The organism is Streptomyces sp. NPDC059142 (assembly GCF_042755665.1).
In the GTDB taxonomy this organism is placed as follows: Bacteria; Actinomycetota; Actinomycetes; order Streptomycetales; family Streptomycetaceae; genus Streptomyces.
Map to the genome: position 1 here is coordinate 1 of NZ_JBHZDA010000042.1, position 22,353 is coordinate 22,353.

Annotated in this window: 16 protein-coding genes and 1 pseudogene; 11 read left to right on the forward strand and 6 right to left on the reverse strand. The window is 72.9% G+C overall.

Annotation, left to right across the window (positions count from 1 at the left end):
• Window positions 1-44: 44 nt before the first annotated feature.
• Both pepE and ACFXPK_RS17290 read right to left on the reverse strand, forming a co-directional pair.
• The gene (gene pepE / locus ACFXPK_RS17285) at window positions 45-776 is read right to left on the reverse strand and encodes a dipeptidase PepE (RefSeq protein ID WP_385076118.1); all 732 of its coding nucleotides are present in this window, start codon (window positions 774-776) and stop codon (window positions 45-47) included.
• Between the two features lie 65 nt (window positions 777-841).
• Entirely contained in the window at window positions 842-1,657 is an 816-nt protein-coding gene (locus ACFXPK_RS17290) for an IclR family transcriptional regulator (protein WP_385002113.1), read from the reverse strand.
• 488 nt (window positions 1,658-2,145) lie between these two features.
• Between ACFXPK_RS17290 and ACFXPK_RS17295 the strand changes: the two genes are divergently transcribed.
• The 4 genes from ACFXPK_RS17295 to ACFXPK_RS17310 all read left to right on the forward strand — a co-directional run bounded on the left by ACFXPK_RS17295 (window position 2,146) and on the right by ACFXPK_RS17310 (window position 6,538).
• A complete protein-coding gene (locus tag ACFXPK_RS17295; protein WP_385076122.1) occupies window positions 2,146-3,120 on the forward strand; it encodes a DUF1177 domain-containing protein in 975 nt (324 codons plus the stop codon).
• 238 nt (window positions 3,121-3,358) lie between these two features.
• Window positions 3,359-5,002, forward strand: coding sequence for an OPT family oligopeptide transporter (locus tag ACFXPK_RS17300; RefSeq protein ID WP_385076125.1), 1,644 nt, complete (start codon window positions 3,359-3,361; stop codon window positions 5,000-5,002).
• 37 nt (window positions 5,003-5,039) lie between these two features.
• A complete protein-coding gene (locus tag ACFXPK_RS17305; RefSeq protein ID WP_385076128.1) occupies window positions 5,040-5,780 on the forward strand; it encodes an AroM family protein in 741 nt (246 codons plus the stop codon).
• Window positions 5,781-5,866: 86 nt separating this feature from the next.
• Window positions 5,867-6,538 carry an aspartate/glutamate racemase family protein gene (locus tag ACFXPK_RS17310; RefSeq protein ID WP_385076131.1) on the forward strand — a complete coding sequence of 224 codons (672 nt, stop codon included), beginning with the start codon at window positions 5,867-5,869 and terminating at the stop codon, window positions 6,536-6,538.
• A gap of 84 nt (window positions 6,539-6,622) precedes the next feature.
• Here ACFXPK_RS17310 and ACFXPK_RS17315 read toward each other — a convergent pair whose 3' ends face one another.
• Window positions 6,623-7,627 carry a LacI family DNA-binding transcriptional regulator gene (locus ACFXPK_RS17315; protein ID WP_385002128.1) on the reverse strand — a complete coding sequence of 335 codons (1,005 nt, stop codon included), beginning with the start codon at window positions 7,625-7,627 and terminating at the stop codon, window positions 6,623-6,625.
• An 18-nt stretch (window positions 7,628-7,645) separates the two neighbouring features.
• Window positions 7,646-8,683: a LacI family DNA-binding transcriptional regulator gene (locus ACFXPK_RS17320; RefSeq protein WP_385002131.1), complete on the reverse strand. Its 1,038-nt coding sequence runs from the start codon at window positions 8,681-8,683 to the stop codon at window positions 7,646-7,648.
• Window positions 8,684-8,933: 250 nt separating this feature from the next.
• On the opposite strand from ACFXPK_RS17320, the gene ACFXPK_RS17325 reads away from it, so the two are divergent.
• The 6 genes and pseudogenes from ACFXPK_RS17325 (at window position 8,934) to ACFXPK_RS17350 (ending at window position 17,609) form a co-directional block, all read left to right on the forward strand.
• Entirely contained in the window at window positions 8,934-11,291 is a 2,358-nt protein-coding gene (locus ACFXPK_RS17325) for a glycoside hydrolase family 3 N-terminal domain-containing protein (RefSeq protein WP_385076135.1), read from the forward strand.
• Window positions 11,248-12,217 (forward strand): annotated as a pseudogene (locus ACFXPK_RS17330) (ABC transporter permease); the annotation flags it as partial. The gene ACFXPK_RS17325 and the pseudogene ACFXPK_RS17330, both read left to right, overlap by 44 nt.
• A gap of 47 nt (window positions 12,218-12,264) precedes the next feature.
• Window positions 12,265-13,137 (forward strand): carbohydrate ABC transporter permease, encoded by an 873-nt coding sequence (locus ACFXPK_RS17335; RefSeq protein WP_385002136.1) that lies wholly within the window; start codon window positions 12,265-12,267, stop codon window positions 13,135-13,137.
• 34 nt (window positions 13,138-13,171) lie between these two features.
• A complete protein-coding gene (locus ACFXPK_RS17340) occupies window positions 13,172-14,821 on the forward strand; it encodes an extracellular solute-binding protein (protein WP_385002139.1) in 1,650 nt (549 codons plus the stop codon).
• A 2-nt stretch (window positions 14,822-14,823) separates the two neighbouring features.
• The gene (locus ACFXPK_RS17345) at window positions 14,824-15,564 is read left to right on the forward strand and encodes a hypothetical protein (RefSeq protein WP_385076140.1); all 741 of its coding nucleotides are present in this window, start codon (window positions 14,824-14,826) and stop codon (window positions 15,562-15,564) included.
• Window positions 15,561-17,609 carry a beta-galactosidase gene (locus ACFXPK_RS17350; protein WP_385076143.1) on the forward strand — a complete coding sequence of 683 codons (2,049 nt, stop codon included), beginning with the start codon at window positions 15,561-15,563 and terminating at the stop codon, window positions 17,607-17,609. The genes ACFXPK_RS17345 and ACFXPK_RS17350 overlap by 4 nt, the downstream gene beginning before the upstream one ends.
• A 45-nt stretch (window positions 17,610-17,654) precedes the next feature.
• Here ACFXPK_RS17350 and ACFXPK_RS17355 read toward each other — a convergent pair whose 3' ends face one another.
• Both ACFXPK_RS17355 and ACFXPK_RS17360 read right to left on the reverse strand, forming a co-directional pair.
• Window positions 17,655-19,703 carry an alpha-glucuronidase gene (locus ACFXPK_RS17355; protein WP_385076146.1) on the reverse strand — a complete coding sequence of 683 codons (2,049 nt, stop codon included), beginning with the start codon at window positions 19,701-19,703 and terminating at the stop codon, window positions 17,655-17,657.
• A 133-nt stretch (window positions 19,704-19,836) separates the two neighbouring features.
• Window positions 19,837-20,382 (reverse strand): excalibur calcium-binding domain-containing protein, encoded by a 546-nt coding sequence (locus ACFXPK_RS17360; protein WP_385076148.1) that lies wholly within the window; start codon window positions 20,380-20,382, stop codon window positions 19,837-19,839.
• A gap of 132 nt (window positions 20,383-20,514) precedes the next feature.
• Between ACFXPK_RS17360 and ACFXPK_RS17365 the strand changes: the two genes are divergently transcribed.
• Window positions 20,515-22,221: a DapH/DapD/GlmU-related protein gene (locus ACFXPK_RS17365; protein WP_385076151.1), complete on the forward strand. Its 1,707-nt coding sequence runs from the start codon at window positions 20,515-20,517 to the stop codon at window positions 22,219-22,221.
• The last annotated feature ends 132 nt before the right edge of the window (window positions 22,222-22,353 follow it).

Here is a 22,353-nt window from a genome sequence, read left to right on the forward strand (position 1 = left end):
GGACCACCCCGCCCGACGGGGTGGTCCCACGGCCGGGGTCACCGTCAGGACGCGGCGGTGTCGAAGCGCGGCTTCTCCCGCAGCAGGGCGCTCAGATCGTGGCCGGGGGCGATCTCCGAGGCCCCCGCACCCCGCCGGAAGACCACACCGCCCGCGTCGATCCCGCCGAGCGTCAGCCGGTCCGCCTCCCTGCGCAGCCAGGTCCCCTCGCGCAGCCCCACCACCGGCACGTCGTTCTCCTCCAGGAACTGCTCCAGCCGCTGCGCCCGGGTCTCGCCCATGTGCGCGGTGTCCGGCCGGGCGTCCAGATAGTGCGGGTTGATCTGGAACGGCAGCAGGCCCAGCGCCTCGAACGACGGCGGCTGGACGATCGGCATGTCGTTGGTGGTACGCAGCGTGGGGCAGGCCATGTTGGTGCCCGCGCTCGACCCCATGTAGACCGCGCCGGCGGCGACCCGCTCCCGGATCGCCCGCACCAGCCCGTGCTCGTGCAACGCCTTGAGCAGCCGGAAGCTGTTGCCGCCCCCGACGAACACGGCGCGCGCTCCACCGATCAGCGCGGCCGGGTCCGGCGCCGTGTGGGCGCCGGTCACCTCCACGCCCAGAGGGGCGAGCGCCTCGGCGACCTGCGCGGTGTAGCCGTCCCGGTCGGCCAGCGCGTACGGCACGAAGACCAGATGGCGCGCCCCGTCCAGCACGGCGCCGATCTCCTCCCGCGCGTGGTCCAGGCAACCGCGTCCGGGGGCGGTGGAGTTCGAGAGCAGCAGCAGTCGCATGATGGCCTTTCCTGGCGGTGACGTGGTGTGGCGAGGGACCGTACGGCCCCTCGGAACCGGCCCGTTCAGCGGGCGCCCGGCTGCCCGGCCCGCCGTGGCCGCAGCGGAGTCAGCAGCTTGCCCAGATCCGTCGCCGCCTGGAGCAGCGGGGCGACAAGCTCCGTCCTGCGGCCCCGGAACGCGTCGAGGGGCGCGGCCACGGACAGGGTCCCCACCGGTCGCCTGCCCACCATGACAGGGGCGGCGAGCGCCGCGGTCTCCGGATCGTACTCGCCTTCGGAGTACGCGTAACCGTTGCGCCGCACCTCGGCGAAGCGCTCCTCCAGCAGGGCGGGATCGGTCAGCGTACGGTCGCTGAACCGGGCCATCGGGCGACCGTACAGCAGTGCGGCCCGGTCGCCCGGCGCGAGCATACCGAAGTAGGCGCGGGAGGTGGCCCCGGCGTGCGCCGGGTACAGCTCGCCCGCCAGACCGTAGATGCGCAGCGGTCCCGCCGCCCCGTCCACCGCCGTGACACAGCGCATGTGCACCCCGTCCGGCACGGCGAACAGCGCGCCGACCCCCACCGCGTCCGCCATGGCCCGCAGGGTGGGGCGGACCAGACTGGCCATTCCGCCGTCCCGCTCCCACACCCGCGCCAGATGCCAGACGGCGGGCCCGAGCCGGTAGCGGCGCGAGCGCGCGTCGGAGACCAGGAAGCCCCGGTACGCGAGCGCGGCCAGCAGCCGCTGCGCCACGGATTTGTCCAGGCCGAACTCCGTCGCGACATCGGTGACGCCCCACTCGGGGCGCTCACGGTCGAAGGAGAGCAGAAGGCTCAGGACGCGGTCGGCGGTCTGGAGCGGAGGGGGTGTCGCTGTTACCGGTGTGCTGTCAGCCATGGCTGAAGCGTAAACAATCCCGCATATAGAGAAAACATTGCGCTCTGCGCTCGGGGAGGCGGATGGTGAGCGACGTCGGCGTGAATCCACCGCGACGGACCCCGTACGGGACACCCCCGCAGGGAGCGGTCCGTACGGTCCCTACGGCCCTTACGGCGGGACCGGACACGGGACCGGCACCGGACACGGAACCGGGACCGGACACGGAACCGGGACCGGGACCGGGACCGGACACGGCGCCTGGACCGGGACCGGACACAGCACCGGACACGGCTCCGAGCACGGCACCGGGCACGACCCGACGCCGTACGGGAGACCCGTTCCGTACGGCGGGCCCGTACGGGTGACCCCGCCCGGGTCCCGCGCACCGGACCGCCGACAGCCGCGCGGACCGTCCCGAACGACGGCTCCTCCCCGTGGCCGACCGCACCCGCCGCCCCTGTGGTCGGGCCGCCGCACCGCCCGACCCCCTCGTGAGAGGTCCTCTCTTGCTGAAGCACGTCCTTGAGATCATCGAACTGCTCGACCGCCCGCAGACCGGCGGGGAACTCCTCGCCGAGCACCTGAGGGCCGTCCAGGCCGCCGCGGGCGCCGACGCGCGCACGGCGCCGACGGTCGAGGTGCGCACGGTCACCGGCGACCAGGGCAGTACGGACTTCGTCTCCGTCACCGTCCCCGGCCGCAACGGCAAGCTCGCCGGCGGTGACGCCCCGACCCTCGGCATCCTCGGCCGGCTCGGCGGAGTGGGCGCGCGCCCGGAACGTATCGGCCTGGTCTCCGACGCCGACGGCGCCGTGGCGGCGCTCTCCGCCGCCGCCAAGCTCCTCGACATGCACGCGCGCGGTGACGTTCTGGACGGTGATGTGATGCTTTCCACACATGTGTGCGGATGGGCCCCGACCCGTCCCCATGACCCCGTACCCTTCATGGATTCCCCGGTGGACACCCTGACGTGCAACCGGGAGGAGATCTCGTCCGAGATGGACGCGGTCGTCTCCATCGACACCACCAAGGGCAACCGGCTGCTCAACCACCGGGGGATCGCCCTGTCGCCCACCATCTGCCAGGGCTGGATCCTGCGGGTCAGCGAGGACCTGCTCTCCGTCCTGGAGAGCGTGACGGGGGAGCCCGCGCGGGTCCTGCCCGTGACCACGCAGGACATCACCCCGTACGGCAACGGGGTGCACCACATCAACTCCATCCTCCAGCCCGCCGTCGCCACCGACGCCCCGGTGGTCGGCCTCGCGGTCACCGCCGCCACGGCGGTGGCCGGGTGCGCCACCGGCGCCAGCCACGAGGGCGACATCGCGGCGGCGGCCCGGTTCGCGATCGAGACGGCGAAGGAGTTCGGCCGCGGGGGCGCCCGCTTCGTCGACCCGGACGAGTTCGCGCGCCTGGTCGAGCTGTACGGGCCGATGACCCGCCTCCAGGCCGCCCCGGACGAGGTTCCGACGGGGGCCTGACCCTACGGGCCCCGACCCGTAGGGGCCCACGGGCCGCCCCCGGCCCGTACCGGCACCGGCCCCTGCCCGCGACGGCCCGCACCCCGCGCCGTCGCGGACCCCGTACCGCCCTACCTCCCCGCAGCGCCGCGGCCCCCTCCGCGGCAGCCGATCCCGTACCGCCGCGCCGTCCCCTACTGGAGTCCCCTTGAACCCGAGAGCCTCGACCGCCTCCACCGGCTCGGCCACCCCGTCGGACATGACAGGGACACCGGCCAGGCACCCGCGCGCCTTCGAACCGATCACACTGATCATCACGATCGTGATGTCGGTCCTCGGCGCCCTGATCGGCATCGTGCTGATCACCTCGCTCGGGGTCTCCCCGAACACGGCGGTCATCGGCGCGCTGATTGCGATGCTGATCGGCCGGATCCCGATCGGCATGCTGACGCGGATGCGCTCCCAGCACCGGCAGAACCTGGTGCAGTCCGCGATCTCCGGGGCCACGTTCGCGGCGGCCAACTCCCTGCTCACCCCCATCGCGGTGCCGTTCGCCCTGGGCCGTACGGATCTGGTGTGGCCCATGCTGGGCGGCGCGGCCATCGGGCTGGCGGTCGACAGCTGGGTGCTGTTCCGGGTCTTCGACTCCTCGCTGCTGCCCGCCACCAACTCCTGGCCCGCGGGGGTCGCCGCCGCCGAGACGATCAAGGCGGGGGACAGCGGGGGCCGCAAGGCCGCGGTGCTCGGCGCCGGTGCGCTGGTCGGCCTGGTCGGCGCGCTGCTGAAGCTGCCCACCAGCGCGGCGGGCGTCGGCTTCCTGGGCAACATCTGGGCGCTGCTGATGTTCGGCATCGGGCTGACCGTCGCCCAGTACGCGCCCGACGTCCTGCACGTCGACCTCGCCGCCGAGCACGTGCCGCACGGTCTGATGATCGGCGCGGGCCTGGTCGCCCTCGTCCAGGCCCTCCTGCTGATGCGGGGCCGCAAGGGCGGGAACAAGGACCGCGCGGCGGACGACGCCGGGCCGGTGGACGAGACCCGGGTGCCCACGGTCGGGGCCCCGCGCCTGCGCCGCGGGCTGCTGGAAGGCATGGTGCTCTTCCTCGGCGGCGCCGTCGTCGTCGCGGTCCTGGGCGGTGTGGCGGGCGGGATGTCCCTGCCCGGACTGATCGGCTGGGTGGCGCTGGCCGGTGTCGCCGCCCTCGTGCACCAGCTCATCGTGGGCCTGGCGGCGATGCACTCCGGATGGTTCCCGGCCTTCGCCGTCACCCTGATCGTCCTCATCGTCGGCCTCGTCCTGCACATCCCGACCGTGCCGCTCGCCCTCCTGGTGGGCTACACCGCCTCCACCGGCCCCGCGTTCGCCGACATCGGCTACGACTTCAAGGCGGGCTGGCTGCTGCGCAGGGACGCCACTCCGTGGAAGGTCTTCGAACTGGACGGCCGGCGCCAGCAGTACCTCGCCCAGCTCGTCGGCTTCGCCGTCGCCCTCGTCGTGGTCGCCGTCGCCTGGAGGTCGTTCTTCTCCGACGGCCGCGTCCCGCCCGTCTCCGAGGTGTACGTCGCCACCATCAAGACCGGGCTCGACCCGGGCGTCATGGGCACCATGCTGCTCTGGGCCATCCCCGGCGCGCTGGTGCAGCTCATCGGCGGATCGTCCCGGCAGATGGGTGTCCTGCTGGCCACGGGTCTCCTCGTGGCCACCCCGAACGCCGGCTGGATGGTGCTCGGCGCGCTGGCCGTCCGGTACGGGTACACGGTGTGGCGCCGCCGCGGGCTGACCGACCCCGCGGCGCGCAAGGAGTCCGACGAACAGGCCGAGAGCGATCTGTCCCTGGTCGGCGCCGGACTGGTCGCGGGCAGCTCGCTCAACGACGTGGGGCAGTTGACGAAGGCCCTGTAGCGCTCACCCCACCCCCTCCCACCCCGAAGGAACGGTCATGGACACCGCCGTCAGCGGAAGCCTTCCGAACACCCCGGCTCTCGGCCTCGTCACCATCGGCCAGGCCCCGCGCACCGATCTGCGCCCCGACGCCGAACCGCTCCTGCCGGGCGTACGCCTGGTCGAACACGGCGCGCTCGACGACGACCGCTTCGACGGCGACGCGGAGGCCGGGACCCGCCGCCTGTTGGCCCCCGGGCCCGGCGAGGCGCCCCTGGTCTCCCGGCTGCGCGACGGCCGCTCCGTACTGCTCGGGCACGCCGCGCTCGTCCCGAGGATGACGGAGGCGGTGGCCCGCGCGGAGCGGGACGGCGCCGCCGCGACCCTCGTCCTGTGCACGGGCCGGTTCCCCGCCGTCGCGTCGGCCCGGCCGCTGCTGTTCGCCGAGCCGCTGGTGCAGCGGGCCGTCGCCGCCCTGGTCGGGAGCGACCCGGTGGGGATCGTCTGCCCGCACCCCGACCAGGCCGAGGACGTGTCCCGCCGCTGGTCGCAGACGCTGCCGGGGCCGGTGAGGGCCGCCGGGGCCAACCCGTACGCCGCGCCCGACCGCGCCCTCACCGAGGTCGCCGACGCCGCGCGGGCGCTCGCCGCCGAGGGCTGTTCCTGGCTCGTCCTGGACTGCATCGGCTACACGGAGGAGATGCGGCGCGCGGCGGCCCGGGCGGCGGACCGGCCCGTACTGCTGGCACGGGCGCTGGCGGTACGGATGGCCGCGGAGGCAGTGGCCGCCTTCGGCTGACAGCCGCCCCGAAGCCCCCGCCCGCACGGCCGTGGCCGCCGCGAGACCCCGGACCGTCGCCGTACCAGCTTGAGGAGTGACCGCGCATGCAGCCCGCCCCTTCGCCCAGGGAACCCTCGTCGCCGGTCGGCGTCATCCGGGTCCTCACCAGCGACGATCCGACAGCGGTCGGGGAACACGGCCGCCTTCTCGAACGGCGCTACGGCTTCCCGGTCGTCTCCCGGTGCATCCCCGGGCAGCCGTACGGCATCCACGACGAGGAGTCCGAGCGCCGCGCCGGGCCGAAGATCGTGGCCCTGGCCCGCGAGATGGCGGAGGCGGGCGCCGGAACCCTCGTCATCAGCTGCGCCGCGGACCCGGCGCTCGCGCGGGTCCGGGCGGCCGTGGACATCCCGGTGCTCGGGGCCGGCGCGTCGGCCGCCGCGGTCTCGCTCGGCCTCGGCACCCGCGTCGGGGTGCTGGGCATCACCGACGAGGCGCCGCCCGGAGTGCGCGCCATCCTCGGCGACCGCTTCGCCGGCGCCGTACGTCCGCGCGGGGTGCACCGGACGACCGACCTGCGCACCCCCGAGGGCGCCGCGGCGGTTCTGGAGGCGGCGGCCGACCTGGTCGGGGCGGGGGCGGACACCCTGCTGCTGGCCTGCACCGGTCTGACCACCATCGGTATCCGGCCCCGGCTCGAAGACCGCACCGGGGTGCCCGTCGTCGACGCGGTGCTCGCCGCGGGCCTGATGGCCTCGTACGCCAGGACCCCCTGAACCGCCGCCCGCGCGAGCCCGTACCGAAGCAGCCCCCATGGCCCGGCCGCCGTACTCCGGGGCCGGGTCGCCGTACTCCGGGGCTCAGTCGCCGTACCCCGGGGCCGGACCGGTCGACTTCCGGACGACGAGGTCCACCGACATGTCCAGCCGGACGGGCGCCGGCGGCGGATCGTCGCGCACGGCGCCCAGGATCCGGATGGACTCGGCGGCCATCGCCTCGAAGGGCTGGCGGACGGTGGTCAGCGCCGGGGCGGACGACCGCGCCGCGTCCACGTCGTCGAAGCCGACCACCGAGATGTCCTCCGGGACCCGCAGCCCGCGCTCGGCGCACGCCTCGATCACCCCCAGCGCCTGAAGGTCGTTGCCGGTCACGAAGGAGGTCGGGGTCCGGCAGTCGTCCAGGAGCACATGGGCGGCGCGCCGGGCCGGCTCCGCCTGGAACCGTACGGACCGGATCAGCGCGCGGTCCGGGCGGATGTCCGCCTCGCGCAGCGCCGAGAGATACCCGCCGAACCGCGCGCGACAGCAGACCAGGTCCAGCGGTCCGGTGATGAGCGCGATCCTCCGGTGGCCGAGAGCCGTCAGGTGCCGCGCCGCCAGCGCCCCGCCGCGCCACTGGGTGGCCCCGACCGCGTTCATCTCCGGGGGAGCGTCGCCGATCGTGTCGAGGATGACCGTGGGCAGCCGGGCCTCCGCCAGCCGCCGGCGGACCTCCGGTTCCACCGGGGACAGCACGCACACCGCGCCGGCCGGCCGGTGGGCGAGCAGTTGCTCCAGCCAGTCGGGGTCGCCGTCGGCGTGGCTGACGGTGAGCGGCCGGCCGGCGGCTCGGAGCACGGCGGAGAAGCCGCGCAGGAGCGGTGCGTTGAGGGCGCTGCCCACACTGCCGAACACCACCTCCACCGACCCGTGGCGCGGCACACGGCGCTGCCACTCGTAGCCGCTCTCCGCGACGGCGTCCAGCACCCGGCGCCGCAGTTCGGGGGAGAGTCCGGGCCGGCCGTTGAGCACCTTGGAGACGGAGCTCTGCGAGACGTTGGCGAGTGCGGCCACGGTGGTCATCCGTACGGTCGTCCGTCCGTTCATCCGGTCTCCTCCACGAGGTCAGATACGGACCGAGGGCTTCCCCCCGGCGGCGGTGTGCGGTGCGGTGCTGTCCCGGATCACGAGCGAGGTCGCCAGCTCGATCCGCCGCCCCCGCGACGAACCGGGCAGCGCCCGTTCCTGCGCGATGAGCCGTACCCCTTCCGCCGCCATGTCCGCCAGGGGTTGGCGGACCGTGGTCAGCGGCGGGGCGAGCATCGTGCAGATGGTCGTGTCGTCGAACCCGACGACGGAGAGCTCCTCGGGGATGCGCAGCCCGCGGGCCCGGGCCATCTGGTAGACACCGGCGGCCTGGCCGTCGGAGCCCGCGAAGACGGCGGTGGGCCGGTCCGGGAGGTCCAGCAGGGCCGCGCCGTGGGCCACTCCGCCCGTGAGGAGGAAGTCCCCGTACCGGGTGAGCACGGGATCGGGGGCGAGGGAGAACTCACGGTGCGCCGCGAGATAGCCCTCGTGCCGCTCACGGGTGCACTGGATCTCGGGGGGCCCGCCGATGAACCCGATGCGCCGGTGGCCGAGTTCGAGGAGATGACGGGTGGCGGCGGCGCCTCCCGACCAGTTGGTGGCGCCGACGGTCGGAATGGTGGGTTCGCTGGTCCCCACCGGATCGAGCAGGATGAGCGGGGCCGACAGATCGGCCAGCGCGGCGATCTCGTCGTGGCGGGCGCGGGAGAGCACGAGGATCACCCCGTCCGTCGGGCGCGTCCTGCGTACGGCGATCCAGTCGCGGATGCTGAAACGCGGATGGCCGGTGGTGGTGAGCGCCAGGGTGTATCCGAGACTGAACGCGGTGGTCTGCACCCCGGATATGAGTTCCCCCGCCCACGGTGAGGTGATTCCGTCGATAAGGACGTCGAGGATGCCGTCCTGAGGTTTCTGCCGTCCTTTGCGCAGCACATATCCGGTTTCCCGTGCCGCCCGTGTGACGCGCCCCCGGGTCTCCTCGGAGATATCCGGTTTGTCGGCGAGGACCCGCGACACCGTGGAGATCGAGACCCCCGCCGCCTTGGCCACCGCCGCCATCGTTGCCCGACCGGTCATGCCGGATCCCTCTCGTAGAGCGCTCTGACGGTACGGCTGTACCGCAAATTCCCGCAAGAGTTGACGGAATATTCCACCAACTCCTTATGCAAACAAACCTGATCCGCGAGTTCGTCACCGCTTCCTTGACACCCGTTTTTACCCGGACTTAGCGTCCGCGTCATGAAACTGCCGCAACTCTTGCGGCCGGTTGCGGAGATCCACTTGCCGGGAATTGCGGGATGGCCCGCCGAACGCGGAGAAGTGATACGTGTCTGCTCCCCCTGACGAAGTGGCCGGCCCCGGTCACACCCGGGTCGCCGTCCTCGATCTGATCGCCGCCATGACACTGGAGGAGAAGCTCGCCCAACTCGTCGGCCTCTGGCAGGGGGTGGACCGTGACAGCGGTGCGGTGGCCCCGCTCCAGGACGCGATGGACACGGTGGAGCGCGGGTTCGCCGAGTACGCGGCGCGGGGGCTCGGCCAGATCACCCGCCACTACGGCACCCGGCCGCTCGACCCCGCCGAGGGGCTGGCGGCGCTCGCCGCCCAACAGCGCTGGCTGCGCGAGCACACCAGGCTGGGCATTCCCGCGATCGTCCACGAGGAGTGCCTGACCGGACTGGCGGCGTGGCGGGCGGCCGCCTACCCGGCGCCGCCCGCCTGGGGCGCCACGTTCGACCCGGCGCTGGTGGAACGCATGGCGGCCAGGATCGGCCGGGTGATGGCGGGCCTCGGCATCCACCAGGGGCTGGCCCCTGTGCTCGACGTCGTCCGGGACATGCGCTGGGGGCGGGTGGAGGAGTGCATCTCGGAAGACCCCTACCATGTCGCGCTCACCGGAGCCGCCTACGTCCGAGGACTCCAGAGCGCGGGGGTCGTGGCCACGCTGAAACACTTCGTCGGGTACTCCAACTCCCGGGCGGGCCGCAATCTGGCCCCCGTGCATGCAGGGGAACGGGAGATCAGGGACGTGCTGGAGTTCCCCTTCGAGGTGGCCGTGCGCGACGCCGGGGCGCGCTCCGTCATGAACTCCTACGCCGAGATCGACGGTGTGCCCGTCGCCGCCGACGCCGCGCTGCTGACCGGGACCCTGCGCGAGGAGTGGGGCTTCGACGGCACCGTCGTCGCCGACTACTTCGCCGTCGCGTTCCTCCAGACGCTGCACCGGGTCGCCGAGGACGCGGGCGACGCGGCGGCCCAGGCCATCACCGCGGGCATCGATGTCGAACTGCCCACCGGCGTCACCTATCTGCGGCCCCTCCAGGAACGCGTCGAGGACGGCAGGCTCCCCCTGGAGATCGTCGACCGGGCGCTGGAGCGGGTCCTGACCCAGAAGGCCGAACTCGGGCTGCTCGACCCGGACTGGGCGCCCCCGCCGGGGCCTGCGCCCGCGCCGGACACGGGGGAGGACCGGCTGCTGGCGGCCGAGATCGCGGAACGCTCCGTCGTCCTGCTGCACAACAACGGGATCCTGCCGCTGGGCCCCGGCGCCACGAACGCCCGTACCCTCGCCGTCGTCGGGCCGAACGCCCGCTCCGTACAGGCCCTGTTCGGCTGCTACTCCTTCGTCAACCATGTGCTGCCGCACCACCCCGGCACCGCGATCGGGCTGCGGGCGGAGACGGTCGAGTCCGCGCTGCGCCGCGAGTTCGACCCCGCCGTGCTCCTCACCGCGCGGGGGACCGGCGTGGACGACGGGGACACCGAGGGGTTCGAGGCCGCCACCACCGCGGCCCGCGACGCCGAGGCAGCCGTTGTCGTGGTGGGCGACCGCTCCGGGCTCTTCGGCCGGGGCACCAGCGGGGAGGGCTGTGACGTCGACGACCTCGAACTCCCCGGAGCGCAGCGCGCCCTCGTCGAGGCGGTCATCGCGACCGGCACCCCCACGATCGTGGTCCTGCTGACCGGACGCGCCTACGCGATCGGCTGGATGTTCGAGGGGGCCGCCGCCGTGGTCCAGGCGTTCTTCCCCGGGGAGGAAGGGGCGGGCGCCGTCGCGGGCGTGCTCAGCGGACGCGTCAACCCGTCGGGACGTATGCCCATGAGCCTGCCGCGCGGCGTCGGCGGCCAGCCGTACAGCTATCTGCATCCGCCGCTGGGCGGCGCGAGTTCCGTCACCCGGATCGGCACCGCCCCGGCGGCCCCCTACGGATTCGGCCTGAGCTACACGGAGTTCGCCTACGAGGACTTCACGGTCGGGGCGGACCGCGTCGACGTCGCCGGCAGCGTCCGCTGCGCGGTCACCGTACGGAACACCGGGGAGCGGTCCGGCGCCGAGGTCGTGCAGGTGTACGCGTCCGACCCGGTGGCCTCGGTCACCCGCCCGCTGGCCCAACTGGTCGCGTTCGAGCGGGTGTTCCTGGAACCGGGGGAGTCCGTACGGGTCCACTGCGCCGTGCCCACCCGGCTGCTGGCGTTCACCGGCCGCGACGGGCGCAGGATCGTCGAACCCGGCGCGATCACGATCGGTGTCCGGCGCGACGCCGGCGAGGTGATCAGCGAGGAGACCGTCCTGCTCACCGGCGCCGTCCACCACATCGACGGAACCGAACCCCGTATCAGCACGGTCACGGTCTCCGCCCCGTCCGCCGCCCCCGCCCCGCGCGCCCCGGGGCAGCCGGCGTGAGCGCCCGCCCGCTGCCCTCCGCCCACCGCACCTGGCGCCAGGCGCTGGGCCGCGACTGGCAGTTGTACTCGCTGGCGCTGCTGCCGCTGCTGTTCTTCCTGGTCTTCCGCTATCTGCCGATGATCGGGAACGTGATCGCCTTCCGCCGTTTCCAGCCCGGCGGTTCGATCCTCGGCGAGGACTGGGTGGGGCTGCGCTACGTGCAGATGTTCCTCACCGACCCCACCTTCTGGCAGGTCTTCACCAACACACTGTGGCTCGGCACGCTCACCCTGGTGTTCTGCTTCCCGATCCCCATCGTGCTGGCGCTGCTCCTCAACGAGGTGCGCACCCGCGCCCTGAAGCGGTTCGTGCAGTCGGTGTCGTACCTCCCGCACTTCCTCTCCGTCGTGATCGTCGCGGGCATCACCATGCAGATCCTCGCCACGGACGGCCCCGTCAACCACGCGCTGGGGACGTTCGGCCACGCGCCGATCCCCTTCCTCCAGGAACCGGAGTGGTTCCGCACCGTCTACGTCGGCTCGGAGATCTGGCAGACCGCCGGGTGGGGCACCATCCTCTACCTCGCCGCGCTCACCACCGTCGACGACGAACTGTACGAGGCGGCGCGCATCGACGGGGCCAACCGCTGGCAGCAGATCCGGCACATCACCCTGCCCGGCATCCGCCCCACCATGATCACACTGCTGATCCTCAACATCGGCACGTTCATGGCCGTGGGATTCGAGAAGATCATGCTGATCTACAACCCGCTGACCTACCCCACCGCCGACGTCATCTCCACCTATCTCTACCGGGCGGGCGTCGAGTCCAACAGCTTCAGCTACGCCGCCGCGATCGGCCTGTTCGAAGCGGTCATCGGGCTGGTACTGATCTTCTCCGCGAACCAGCTCTCGCGGCGCACGGTGGGGACGAGCCTGTGGTGACCGTGGCGGGCGGCCCCCGGCGCCGCGCTCCGCGCCCGCGCGGATCGGTGCACGAGCCCTCCCGGGGCTACCGCGTCTTCCAGGCGGTGAACGGGCTCCTCCTGACCGGGGTCGTGGCCGTGACCCTCTACCCCTTCGTCAACATCATCGCCCGCTCCCTCAGCGCGGAGGACCGCATCCGGGCCGGCCAGGTCAACCTGCTGCCCGAGGGCTTCAACCTGACCACGTACCGCCTGGTCGTCTCGGACGGCATGTTCTGGCGCAACTACGGCAACACCGTGCTCTACACGGTGGTGGCCACCGCCATCGCCATGGTGCTCACCACCTGCTACGCGTACGTCCTCTCCAAACCCCGTCTGAAGGGCCGCAACGCGCTCATCGGCATCGCCGTCTTCACCATGTTCTTCTCCGGCGGGCTGATCCCGAACTACGTCCTCATCACCAGCCTCGACATGAAGAACACCCTCTGGGCGCTGGTCATCCCCAACGCGATCAGCGTCTTCAACCTGCTCGTGATGAAGGCGTTCTTCGAGAACCTGCCCTCCGAACTCGAAGAGGCCGCGCAGATCGACGGACTGAACACCTACGGCATCCTGTTCCGTATCGTGCTGCCGCTCTCCAAAGCGGTGATCGCGACGATGGTGCTCTTCTACTCGGTCTCCTTCTGGAACTCCTGGTTCGGCGCCTTCCTCTACATGGACCGGGCCGAACTGATGCCGGTCACGGTCTATCTCCGCAACATGATCGCCGGCGCGACCGGCGGGGGGAACCTCGGCGCCGAGACGGAGCAGCTCACCCAGGTGGGGGCGAACATCCAGGCCGTCACGATCCTGCTCACGGCCCTCCCCATCCTCGCCGTCTACCCGTTCGTCCAGCGGTACTTCGTCTCCGGCGTCACGCTCGGCGCGGTCAAGGGCTGACGCGGAACCCCGACTTCGCAACAGAGGAGCAATCGTGAAGAACTCCGGACAGCTCTCACGGCGCGGCCTGCTCGCCGCCGCCGGTTTCGCCGGCCTCACCGTGCTCGTCGGCTGCGGCTCCGGCGCGGACGGGACGGACGCGAAGGACCTCTCCGCCAAACAGGCCGGGGCGATGAAGAAGTACGGCGTGGGCGACCAGTTCAAGGCCACCGCACCGCTGTCCCTCACCATCCTCCACAACAACATGCCGACCTATCCGCTCAAGGAGAACTGGCTCTTCTGGAAGGAGCTGACCCGGCGGACAGGCGTCACCCTCAAGGCGACCGCCGTCCCCTACAGCGACTACGAGAAGAAGAGGGGCCTGCTCATCGGCGCGGGCGACGCGCCCTTCCTCATCCCCAAGACCTACCCGGGCGCGGAGACCGCGTTCGTCTCCTCGGGGGCCATCCTCCCGGTCAGCGAGTACGTCCATCTGATGCCGCACTTCCAGGACAAGGTCAGGAAGTGGGGGCTCACCGGGGACCTGGACTCCATCCGGCAGTCCGACGGCAGGTACTACCTCCTGCCGGGGCTGCACGAGAAGGTGCGGGTCGGCTACTCCCTCGCCCTGCGCACCGACGTACTGGAGAAGGCCGGGCTGGCGCTGCCCACCACCTGGGACGAGGTCCACGAGGTGCTGAAGGGCCTCAAGGAGGCCCACCCCGGCGTGTATCCGCTCTCCGACCGATGGAACCAGCCCGAGCCGGGCGGCGCGCTGCTCAACTTCCTCGCCCCCGCCTACGGCACCAAGGGAGGCTGGGGCTACCAGAACGCCACCTGGGACTCCGAGGCGCAGAAGTTCGTCTTCACCGGCGCCATGGACGCGTACCGCCGGATGCTGGAGTACCTGCGCGAGCTGGTCGCCGACGGCCTGGTGGACCCGGAGAGCTTCACCCAGTCCGACGACCAGGCCAAGCAGAAGCTGTTCGGCGGCAAGTCCTTCGTGATCAGCAGCAATCCGCAGGTCCTGGCGGACGAGTACCGCAACAACCTGGCGAAGCAGATCAAGGGCGCCACCGTGGAGATGATCCCGATGCCGATCGGCCCGGCCGGACCCGTCGTGGCGGGCAGCCGGCTGGAGAACGGCATGATGATCTCCAGCGAGGCCCTGAAGAGCGAGAACTTCGTCGCGATGATGCAGTTCGTCGACTGGCTGTGGTACTCGGACGCCGGACAGGAATTCGCCAAGTGGGGCGTCAGGAACGTCACCTACACGACCTCCGGCGCCGGCCGGTACGAGCCGGTCGACGGCATCAAGGTGCTCGGCCTGAACCCGGACGCGAAGAAGGACCTCCAGAAGGACTACGGATTCTCCAACGGCGTCTTCGCCTACGGCGGCAACTGGTCCCTGGTCGCCTCCTCCTTCACGGCGGACGAGAAGACGTTCCAGGACTCGATGGCCCGGCGTAAGCGGCTCCCCGTCGAACCCGCCCACCCGCTCCAGGCCATGGAACAGGAGCAGGCCACGCTCTGGGAGACCCCGCTGCGGGACCACGTCAAGCAGAACACCCTCCAGTTCGCCCTCGGGAAACGCCCGTTGTCCGCCTGGGACGACTACGTCGCCGAACTCAAGGCCAAGAACATGCAGCAGTTCGTCGACGTCACCAACAAGGCGTACGAACGCTTCCGCAAGGAGAACGGCTGACGATGACGGGCACGCTCCCACGCCACCGCGCACCGGACCCACCGGCCGCCACGCGCCATCCAGGGGCGGCCCCCCACCCCGCCTTCGGCACCGGAACCCTCTCCCGCGCCGCCGCCCTGGTCCACACCCTGCTCACCGTCGAACTGATGACGCTCGCAGCCGCCGCCCCCGGCCTCGTCGCCCTCTTCCTCCTGCCCCGCTCCGCATCCAACCTGCCGCTCGCCGCCGTCTGTCTGCTGCCGCTCGGCCCGGCCCTCTCCGCCGCCCTGTACGCGCTCCACCGGCGGAGCGGGGACCTCACGGAGCTGCGCCCGGCCCGCGCCTACGCACACGGCTGGCGGCTGAACGCCCTGCCCGTGCTCGGACTGTGGGCGCCGCTGCTCGGCTGGCTCACGGTCATCGCCTTCTCGCTCGCCCACTTCCCCCTCTCGGGACTGCCCCGCTGGTGGGCCTGGCTGCTGGTGGTCACCGGTCTGCTGTCGGCGGTGTGGGGGACGTACGCGCTCGCCCTCGCCTCGCTCTTCACCTTCCGCACCGCCGACACCGCACGGTTGGCCGCGTACTTCCTGCTCCGGCACGGCCGGGCCACCCTCGGCACCGTCTCCCTGCTCGTCCTCGCCGCCGGTCTCACCGTGCTCCTCACCGAGGCCCTGCCCGTCCTGCTCGCCGCCCCGCTGCTGCTCTGCCTGCTGCACACGATCCGCCCGGTGACCACCGAGGCCCAGGAGGAGTTCACCGTATGACCACGCCCGAGACCGGCCGGATCGCCTACGGCGGCGACTACAACCCCGAGCAGTGGCCCGACTCCGTCCAGGACGAGGACCACCGGCTCTTCGACCGGGCCCGCATCGACACTCTCACCGTCGGCGTCTTCTCCTGGGCGCTCACCCAACCCGCCGAGGACACCTACGACATCACCGTCCTCGACCGGATCCTCGACCGCGCGGCGGCCGAAGGCCGGCAGGTGTGTCTCGCCACCGGCACCGCCGCGCTCCCGCCCTGGCTGGCCCGCGCCCACCCGGAGGTCAACCGCACCGACTTCGAGGGCCGCCGCCACCGCTACGGGCAGCGCCACAACTTCTGCCCCAGCTCACCCGTCTACCGCCGGCTCGCCGCCGCCCTCGCCGGCCGGATCGCCGAACGCTGCGCCGGCCACCCGGCCCTGCTCGCCTGGCACATCAACAACGAGTACGGCGGCGCCTGTTACTGCGAGCGGTGCGCCGCCGCGTTCCGTGACTGGCTGCGCGGGCGCCACGGCACCCTCGACGCCCTCAACGACGCCTGGTGCACCACCTTCTGGTCGCACCGCTTCACCGACTGGGACGAGATCGAACCGCCCAGCGCCCTCACCGAGCACTGGCGCGGTCCCGACCACACCGCCTTCCAGTCCATCACCCTCGACTACCACCGCTTCACCACGGACGCCCTCCTCGGCTGCTTCCGCGCCGAGAAGGAGGCGATCCGCCGCCACGACCCGCACACCCCCGTCACCACCAACTTCATGGGCGCCTACCGGCCGTTGGACTACCACCGCTGGGCGCCCCATCTCGACTTCGCCTCCTGGGACAGCTACCCGCCGCTCGACGCCCCGCCCACCCGGGCCGCCCTCGGGCACGACCTGATGCGCGGACTCAAGGACGGCGCGCCCTTCTGGCTCATGGAGCAGACGCCCTCCACCACCGCCTGCCGCGAGGTGAACCCGCTCAGGCGCCCCGGTGAGCTGCGGCTGGCCACCTGGCAGGCCGTCGCCCACGGCGCGGACGCCGCCCTCTACTTCCAGATGCGCGCCTCGCGCGGCGCCTGCGAGAAGTACCACGGCGCGGTCATCGGCCACGCCGGACGCGACGACACCCGCGTCTTCCGCGAAGTCGCCTCACTGGGAAGGGAACTGGCGGAGCTGGGTCCGGTCACGCTCGGCGCCCGCACCCCGGCCCGTACCGCTCTCCTCTTCGACTGGGACAGCTGGTGGGCGCTGGAGCTCTCGGACGGGCCGTCCCGCCTCGTCCGCTACCAGGACGTCGTCCACACGTACTACCGGGCCGCCCGCGCGGCGGGCGCCGATGTGGACGTGGTCGCCGTGACCGCCGACCTCACCCCGTACGACGTGGTCCTCGCCCCCGTCCTCCACCTGGTGAAGGGCGATCTCGCCACCCGTCTGGAAGCCGTCGCCGCCCGGGGCGGCACCGTCCTGACGACGTTCCTCTCCGGCCGCGCCGACACACACGACAACGCCTTCCTCACCGACGTCCCCGGGCCCCTGGCCGGCCTCATGGGGGTACGGGTCGACGAGTGGGACTCCCGCCCCGCCGACACCGTCAACCCGGTGGTCCTCGGCACCGGCGACGACACCCTGCGCACCGGGGCCCGGCTGGTCTTCGAGATCGTGCTGCCGCGCGGCGCCGAACCGGTCGGCACCTACCAGGAGGACTTCTACGCGGGCACCCCGGCCGTCACCCGGCACCCCGTCGGCGCGAGCGGGGGAGAGGGCTGGTACGTCGCGACCGCGCTCGACCAGCCCGGCGTGGACTGGGTGGTACGCCGGGTCCTCGCCCGCCACGGACTCGTCGGCCCGTACGCCGGCCACCCCTCGGTGGAGACCGCCGCCCGCACCGCGCCCGACGGCACCCGGCTGTTCTTCCTGCTCAACCACGCGGCCGACCCGGTGCCGCTGACCGCCCACGCGACCGCCGTGGACCTGCTCACCGGCGAGCGGACCGAGCGCGGCGAGGCGTTCGCGCTGGACCCGCGCGGGGTCCGCGTCCTGCGTCTGGAACCGGCCGTGGAGTGACCGCTCCCGCGTGGCGGGCCCGGGCACCCCGGGGCCGCCACGCGGTCAGTGGATCCGGCGCCCGCGCGCGTCCGGCACCCCCGACTTCCGGAAGAAGTACGTGTTGATGTGGTCGCGCCACTCCCGGGCGCAGCGCACCTGCTCCTCGTAGCGCTCCGCCGCCCGCGCGTGGCGCGCCGGATCCACCAGCCCGGCGAGCCCGGCCCACACCCGGCGGGCCTCCTCCGCCTCGGCCACCCCGTCGAAGTGTGTGTCGTAGATGTGCTGGATCACCGTGTCACCGCTGCGCAGCACATGTGCGTACGGCACATGGTGGAAGAAGAGCAGCAGTTCGTCCGGGCAGGTCGCGGCGGACTCGTACACCTCCGCCCACGGCTTCGCGTACTGCCCGGCGAACCCGGTGCCCGTCGCCCGGCTGCGGTCGACACCGACACCGTCACGGTCGGCGAAGTGGTAGGTGCCCCAGCGGCTGTACTCGTAGCCGTCCACACTCGGCCCGTAGTGGTGCCCCGGCTGCACCATGAAACCGGCGCCGAGCGGCGCCGTGTACTTCTCGTACGTCCGCCAGGAACCGTCCAGGACCGCGTGCAGCCCGTCGCGCAGCCGCTCGGGATCGGCGCCCGCGCCGGGGACGAAGGCCATCTCGATCCACTCGCGCAGCACGGCGCGCGGATCCGCGTCGGGCCGCCACCCCAGCCGGCCGACCGCGTACAGATTGGCCTGCGCCAGCGGGTGCCCGGTCCAGAACGGGTCGTCGCCCGCGTTGGACACCGCCACCAGACCCCCGCCGCGCGCGAGGTCGCCGACGCCCGGTCCTTCCTCGCCCCCGGGCCGGAACCGCAGGACCTCGCTCCACATCGGACCGAGCCAGCACACATGGCGCTGCTGCCCCGTGTACTCCTGGGTGGCCTGGATCTCCACCGCGAGCCGGGTGCGGGGCATCGCGCCGATCACCGGGGAGACGGGCTCGCGCGTCTGGAAGTCCAGCGGACCGTGCTTCACCTGGAGCACCGCGTTCGGCGCGAACTCGCCGTCCAGCGGGGCGAAATGGTCGCAGGCCGCGCGCGCCCGGTCCGTCGAGCGGTCCCGCCAGTCCTGCCGGTGGTCGTAGACGAAGGCCCGCCAGTGCACCGTGCCGCCGTACGGGGCCAGCGCCCCGGCCAGCAGATTGGCGCCGTCCGCGTGGCTGCGGCCGTAGGCGAACGGGCCCGGCTGCCCCTCGGAGTCGGCCTTCACCACATACCCGCCGAAGTCGGGGACCGCCGCGTACACCCGGGCGGTCGTCTCCGCCCACCAGTCGGCCACCGCCCCGTGCGCGGGATCGGCGGTGGGCAGGCCGCCGAGGGTCACCGGAGCGGCGAAGGAGACGGCCAGATGCGTGCGGATCCCGTACGGCCGCAGCGCGTCCGCGAGCGCGGCCACCTCGCCGACGCGGTCGGTCAGCAGACGCGCCTCGGTCCGGTGCACGTTCACGTTGTTCACGGCGACCGCGTTGACACCGCAGGCGGCCAGCAGCCTGCCGTACCACCGCACCCGCGCCAACTCCCCTGGTGCGGACCGCGCCAGACCGTCCCGCCAGAACAGCGAACCACCGGCGTACCCCCGCTCCACCTGGCCCATCACGGGGTGTACGGCGACGTTGTCCCAGTGGTCCAGCATCCGCAGCGCCAGCGCCGGACGGTGTGCCTCACGCGGTCGCCCGCCCCGGAAGGCCGCCTCGCCGAGCCGCACCAGATGGAACAGCCCGTACAGCAGCCCGGCCGGTCCGCCGCCCGTCACCCGGGTGACACCCCCGGACCGCTCCAGCGCGAACCCCTCGCTCCCGAGCGGATCGGGACCACCGTCCTCACCCACCGCCAGCACCACGTCGTACGGAACGCCCGGCGCCGCTGCCGTCCCCCTGACCGCGGTGCCGCCGAACCGGTCGCAGGCGTGCACCACTTCTCCGTACACCGTCTCCACCAGCGGTCCCGACCCGGAGACCTGTACGCGCCGGGTCCCGAGCGGCCGGAACACCGCGGGCGGCAGCCACGCCGGATCGACACCTGGGGGCAGGACGGGCACAGGTACGGATACGGGTGCGGACGCTGTCACCGGGCCTCCCGGACGGTGGGATCGGACCCGCCGGACCGCCGGACCACCGGGGAGCGGGCGGGGCGGGCGGCCCAAGTATGCCGTGGCAGCGGCGGGGTGGGGAGAGGGCCGCCCCGCCCTGCCCGTCGGCCGGCTACTCGCAGCCCACGCCGTCCCCGTCGCGGTCGAGGTGGGGCCCGTAGCCGGGGTCACCGGCGTGCACGGGGGCGGCGCCCGCCGCCCGCGCCGCCGTGCAGTTCTTGTAGTACACGGAACCGCCGCCCCCGCCCGACCCGGACCCCGAGCCCGACCCCGATCCGGACCCCGACCCCGACCCCGATCCGCCCGACCCCAAGTCGCTGTCGGCCGCCGGTGCGACGGTCACCTTGACGGTCTTCGTCTCCGTGACGGTGGGCGCCGGTTCGGGGCTCGCGGTGACGGTCTCGGTGACGGCGGGCGCGGGCGGCGCGGTCTCGGTGGCCGTGACCGTGGCCGTCGCCTTCGGCGCGCTCTTCACGGCCGCCGCCTGCTCCGCCTGGGCGGGATCGTCGGCGGCGCCGATACCGGCGCCCAGGAGGAGGAGCAGAACGCCGGCCGGGAACAGCACCCGCTTACGGGTCCACTTGGGCCGGCGGCCGGGCGGCTCGGGGGGCCCGTAGGGGTGGGGTCCGGTGGGCTGCGGCGGCGGATGGTGCGACATGGGTCCCCCTGAGGTAGTTCGTGAAGCGCTGACCGTAACGAGGGAATGCCGTGGTCTGGGACAGGTATGCGCGGCAAGTGATGAAGTTGTGACTATTGCGTGGAGGGAGGGGGTGCTCCCTACCCTGGTGCGATGGACCCGGAACCGTCCTTCGAGGACACCTACTTCGACTACTGTCCCTGGGACTTCGCCCGCCACGCCTCCGCCGCGCAACGCGCCGCCCAGGACGCCCGGCAGCGGGGTCTGGCCGAGGCGGGCGCGAGGTTCGGGCCGCGCTGTTTCGTCTCCGCCGCCGCCGGGGTCTTCCCGGACGCGCTGGTCCTGGGCGAGGGTTCGTACATCGCGGGGCACGCCTATGTCACCGGCGAGGTGGCGACCGGCGCCGACTGCACCGTCAATCCGTACGCCACCGTACGGGGACGGATCACCCTGGGCGACGGTGTGCGGATCGGTGCGCACAGCTCCCTGCTCGGCTTCAACCACGGCTTCGCCCCCGACGAGCCCGTGCACCGGCAGCCCCTGACCAGCAAGGGGATCACCGTCGGCGACGACGTGTGGATCGGCTCCAACGTCGTGGTGCTGGACGGGGTGACCATCGGCGACCACTGCGTGGTGGGCGCCGGTTCCGTCGTCACCAAGGACCTGCCGCCGTGGACGATCGCCGCGGGCAACCCGGCCCGGCCGATGCGCGACCGGCGTGCTCCCGCCGCCTCCCGGGGCGGGACCCAGTCGGACCGTACGGGGGACGCCGTCGCCCGCTTCGCCGACCGGGCGCGGGCGCAGGCCGCCGAACTCGTCGACCGCTGCTGGAACCCCGCCACCGGACGGTACGGCGACCGACCCGGCGCCCCCGCGACCGTACGGGCCCACTGCGACGCCGTCGAGATCAGCGACCTGCTGCTGGACGCGCCGCCCGCGCGACTGACCGCCGCCGCCCACGCCGAGCGGCTGCGGAGCCTCCAGGACCCGGTCAGCGGACTGGTCCCCGAGACGGCCCCCGACGGCGGACCCGGCGCGCTGCCCGCGCCCGCCCACGACGGCTGGGTCGAGGACGGCTCCGCCGAGTACCACGTCCTGGCGGTCGGATACGCCCTGGAACTGCTGGGCTCCCGCTTCGCCCACCCCGTCCACGCGGCGCTGCGCATGACGCCCGATCAGCTCGTCGCACGGCTGGAGGGGCTGCCGTGGCGGAGCCGGGCCTGGTCGGCCGGCGCCTGGGTGGACTGCTGGGCGACCGCCGCCCGCCTCAACCACGTGCGGGGCGCCGGGTCCGGCGCCCCGGGCGCGCTGGAGGCGCTGTTCGGCTGGCTCACCACCCGGGTCGATCCATGGACCGGGATGTGGGGCGCGGCGGCCTCGCCGGCCGAGGGGCGGCTCCAGGTCGTCAACGGCTACTACCGCCTCACCCGGGGCTCCTACGCGCAGTTCGGAGTGGCGGTGCCGTACGCGGAGCGGGTCGTGGACACCGTACTGGACCACGCCCGTGACCCGCGCTGGTTCGCGCCGGGCCGGGAGAACGCCTGCAACGTGCTGGACGTCGCCCACCCGCTGTGGCTCGCCGGACGGCAGACCGGCCATCGGACGGCCGAGGTACGGGCCTGGGCCGAGGAGCAGTTGACGCGCGCGCTGGGGCGCTGGCGGGACGGGGCCGGGTTCGGCTTCGGACCCGCGGGCGAGGGCGGAGGCGGCCCCGGCCGCGAACCGGGGCTCCAGGGCACGGAGATGTGGCTGGCCATCGTCTGGCTGCTGGCCGATCTGGCCGGTGTCGCGGACCGGCTGGGCTACCGGCCGCGCGGCATCCACCGTCCGGAACCGGCGGGCACCCCCTGGGAGGGCTGAGGGCCCAAGGGGGTGCCCGGCCGGGGGGGGCGGGGGGGGTGGGGGCCCCGCGCCCGCGGCGCTAGGGCGCAGGGGGGGGTAAGTGATAGGTCAAGGCGTGGTCGGGGGGGGCGGGGTTGGGGGGGGCGGCGG

What these genes read in the sequence shown, in the direction of transcription:
- pepE (WP_385076118.1), bottom strand. Translation starts at nt 776, where the DNA reads ATGCGACTGCTGCTGCTCTCGAACTCCACCGCCCCCGGACGCGGTTGC.
- ACFXPK_RS17290 (WP_385002113.1), bottom strand. Translation starts at nt 1,657, where the DNA reads ATGGCTGACAGCACACCGGTAACAGCGACACCCCCTCCGCTCCAGACC.
- ACFXPK_RS17300 (WP_385076125.1), top strand. Translation starts at nt 3,359, where the DNA reads ATGACAGGGACACCGGCCAGGCACCCGCGCGCCTTCGAACCGATCACA.
- ACFXPK_RS17305 (WP_385076128.1), top strand. Translation starts at nt 5,040, where the DNA reads ATGGACACCGCCGTCAGCGGAAGCCTTCCGAACACCCCGGCTCTCGGC.
- ACFXPK_RS17310 (WP_385076131.1), top strand. Translation starts at nt 5,867, where the DNA reads ATGCAGCCCGCCCCTTCGCCCAGGGAACCCTCGTCGCCGGTCGGCGTC.
- ACFXPK_RS17315 (WP_385002128.1), bottom strand. Translation starts at nt 7,627, where the DNA reads ATGAACGGACGGACGACCGTACGGATGACCACCGTGGCCGCACTCGCC.
- ACFXPK_RS17320 (WP_385002131.1), bottom strand. Translation starts at nt 8,683, where the DNA reads ATGACCGGTCGGGCAACGATGGCGGCGGTGGCCAAGGCGGCGGGGGTC.
- ACFXPK_RS17345 (WP_385076140.1), top strand. Translation starts at nt 14,824, where the DNA reads ATGACGGGCACGCTCCCACGCCACCGCGCACCGGACCCACCGGCCGCC.
- ACFXPK_RS17350 (WP_385076143.1), top strand. Translation starts at nt 15,561, where the DNA reads ATGACCACGCCCGAGACCGGCCGGATCGCCTACGGCGGCGACTACAAC.
- ACFXPK_RS17360 (WP_385076148.1), bottom strand. Translation starts at nt 20,382, where the DNA reads ATGTCGCACCATCCGCCGCCGCAGCCCACCGGACCCCACCCCTACGGG.
- ACFXPK_RS17365 (WP_385076151.1), top strand. Translation starts at nt 20,515, where the DNA reads ATGGACCCGGAACCGTCCTTCGAGGACACCTACTTCGACTACTGTCCC.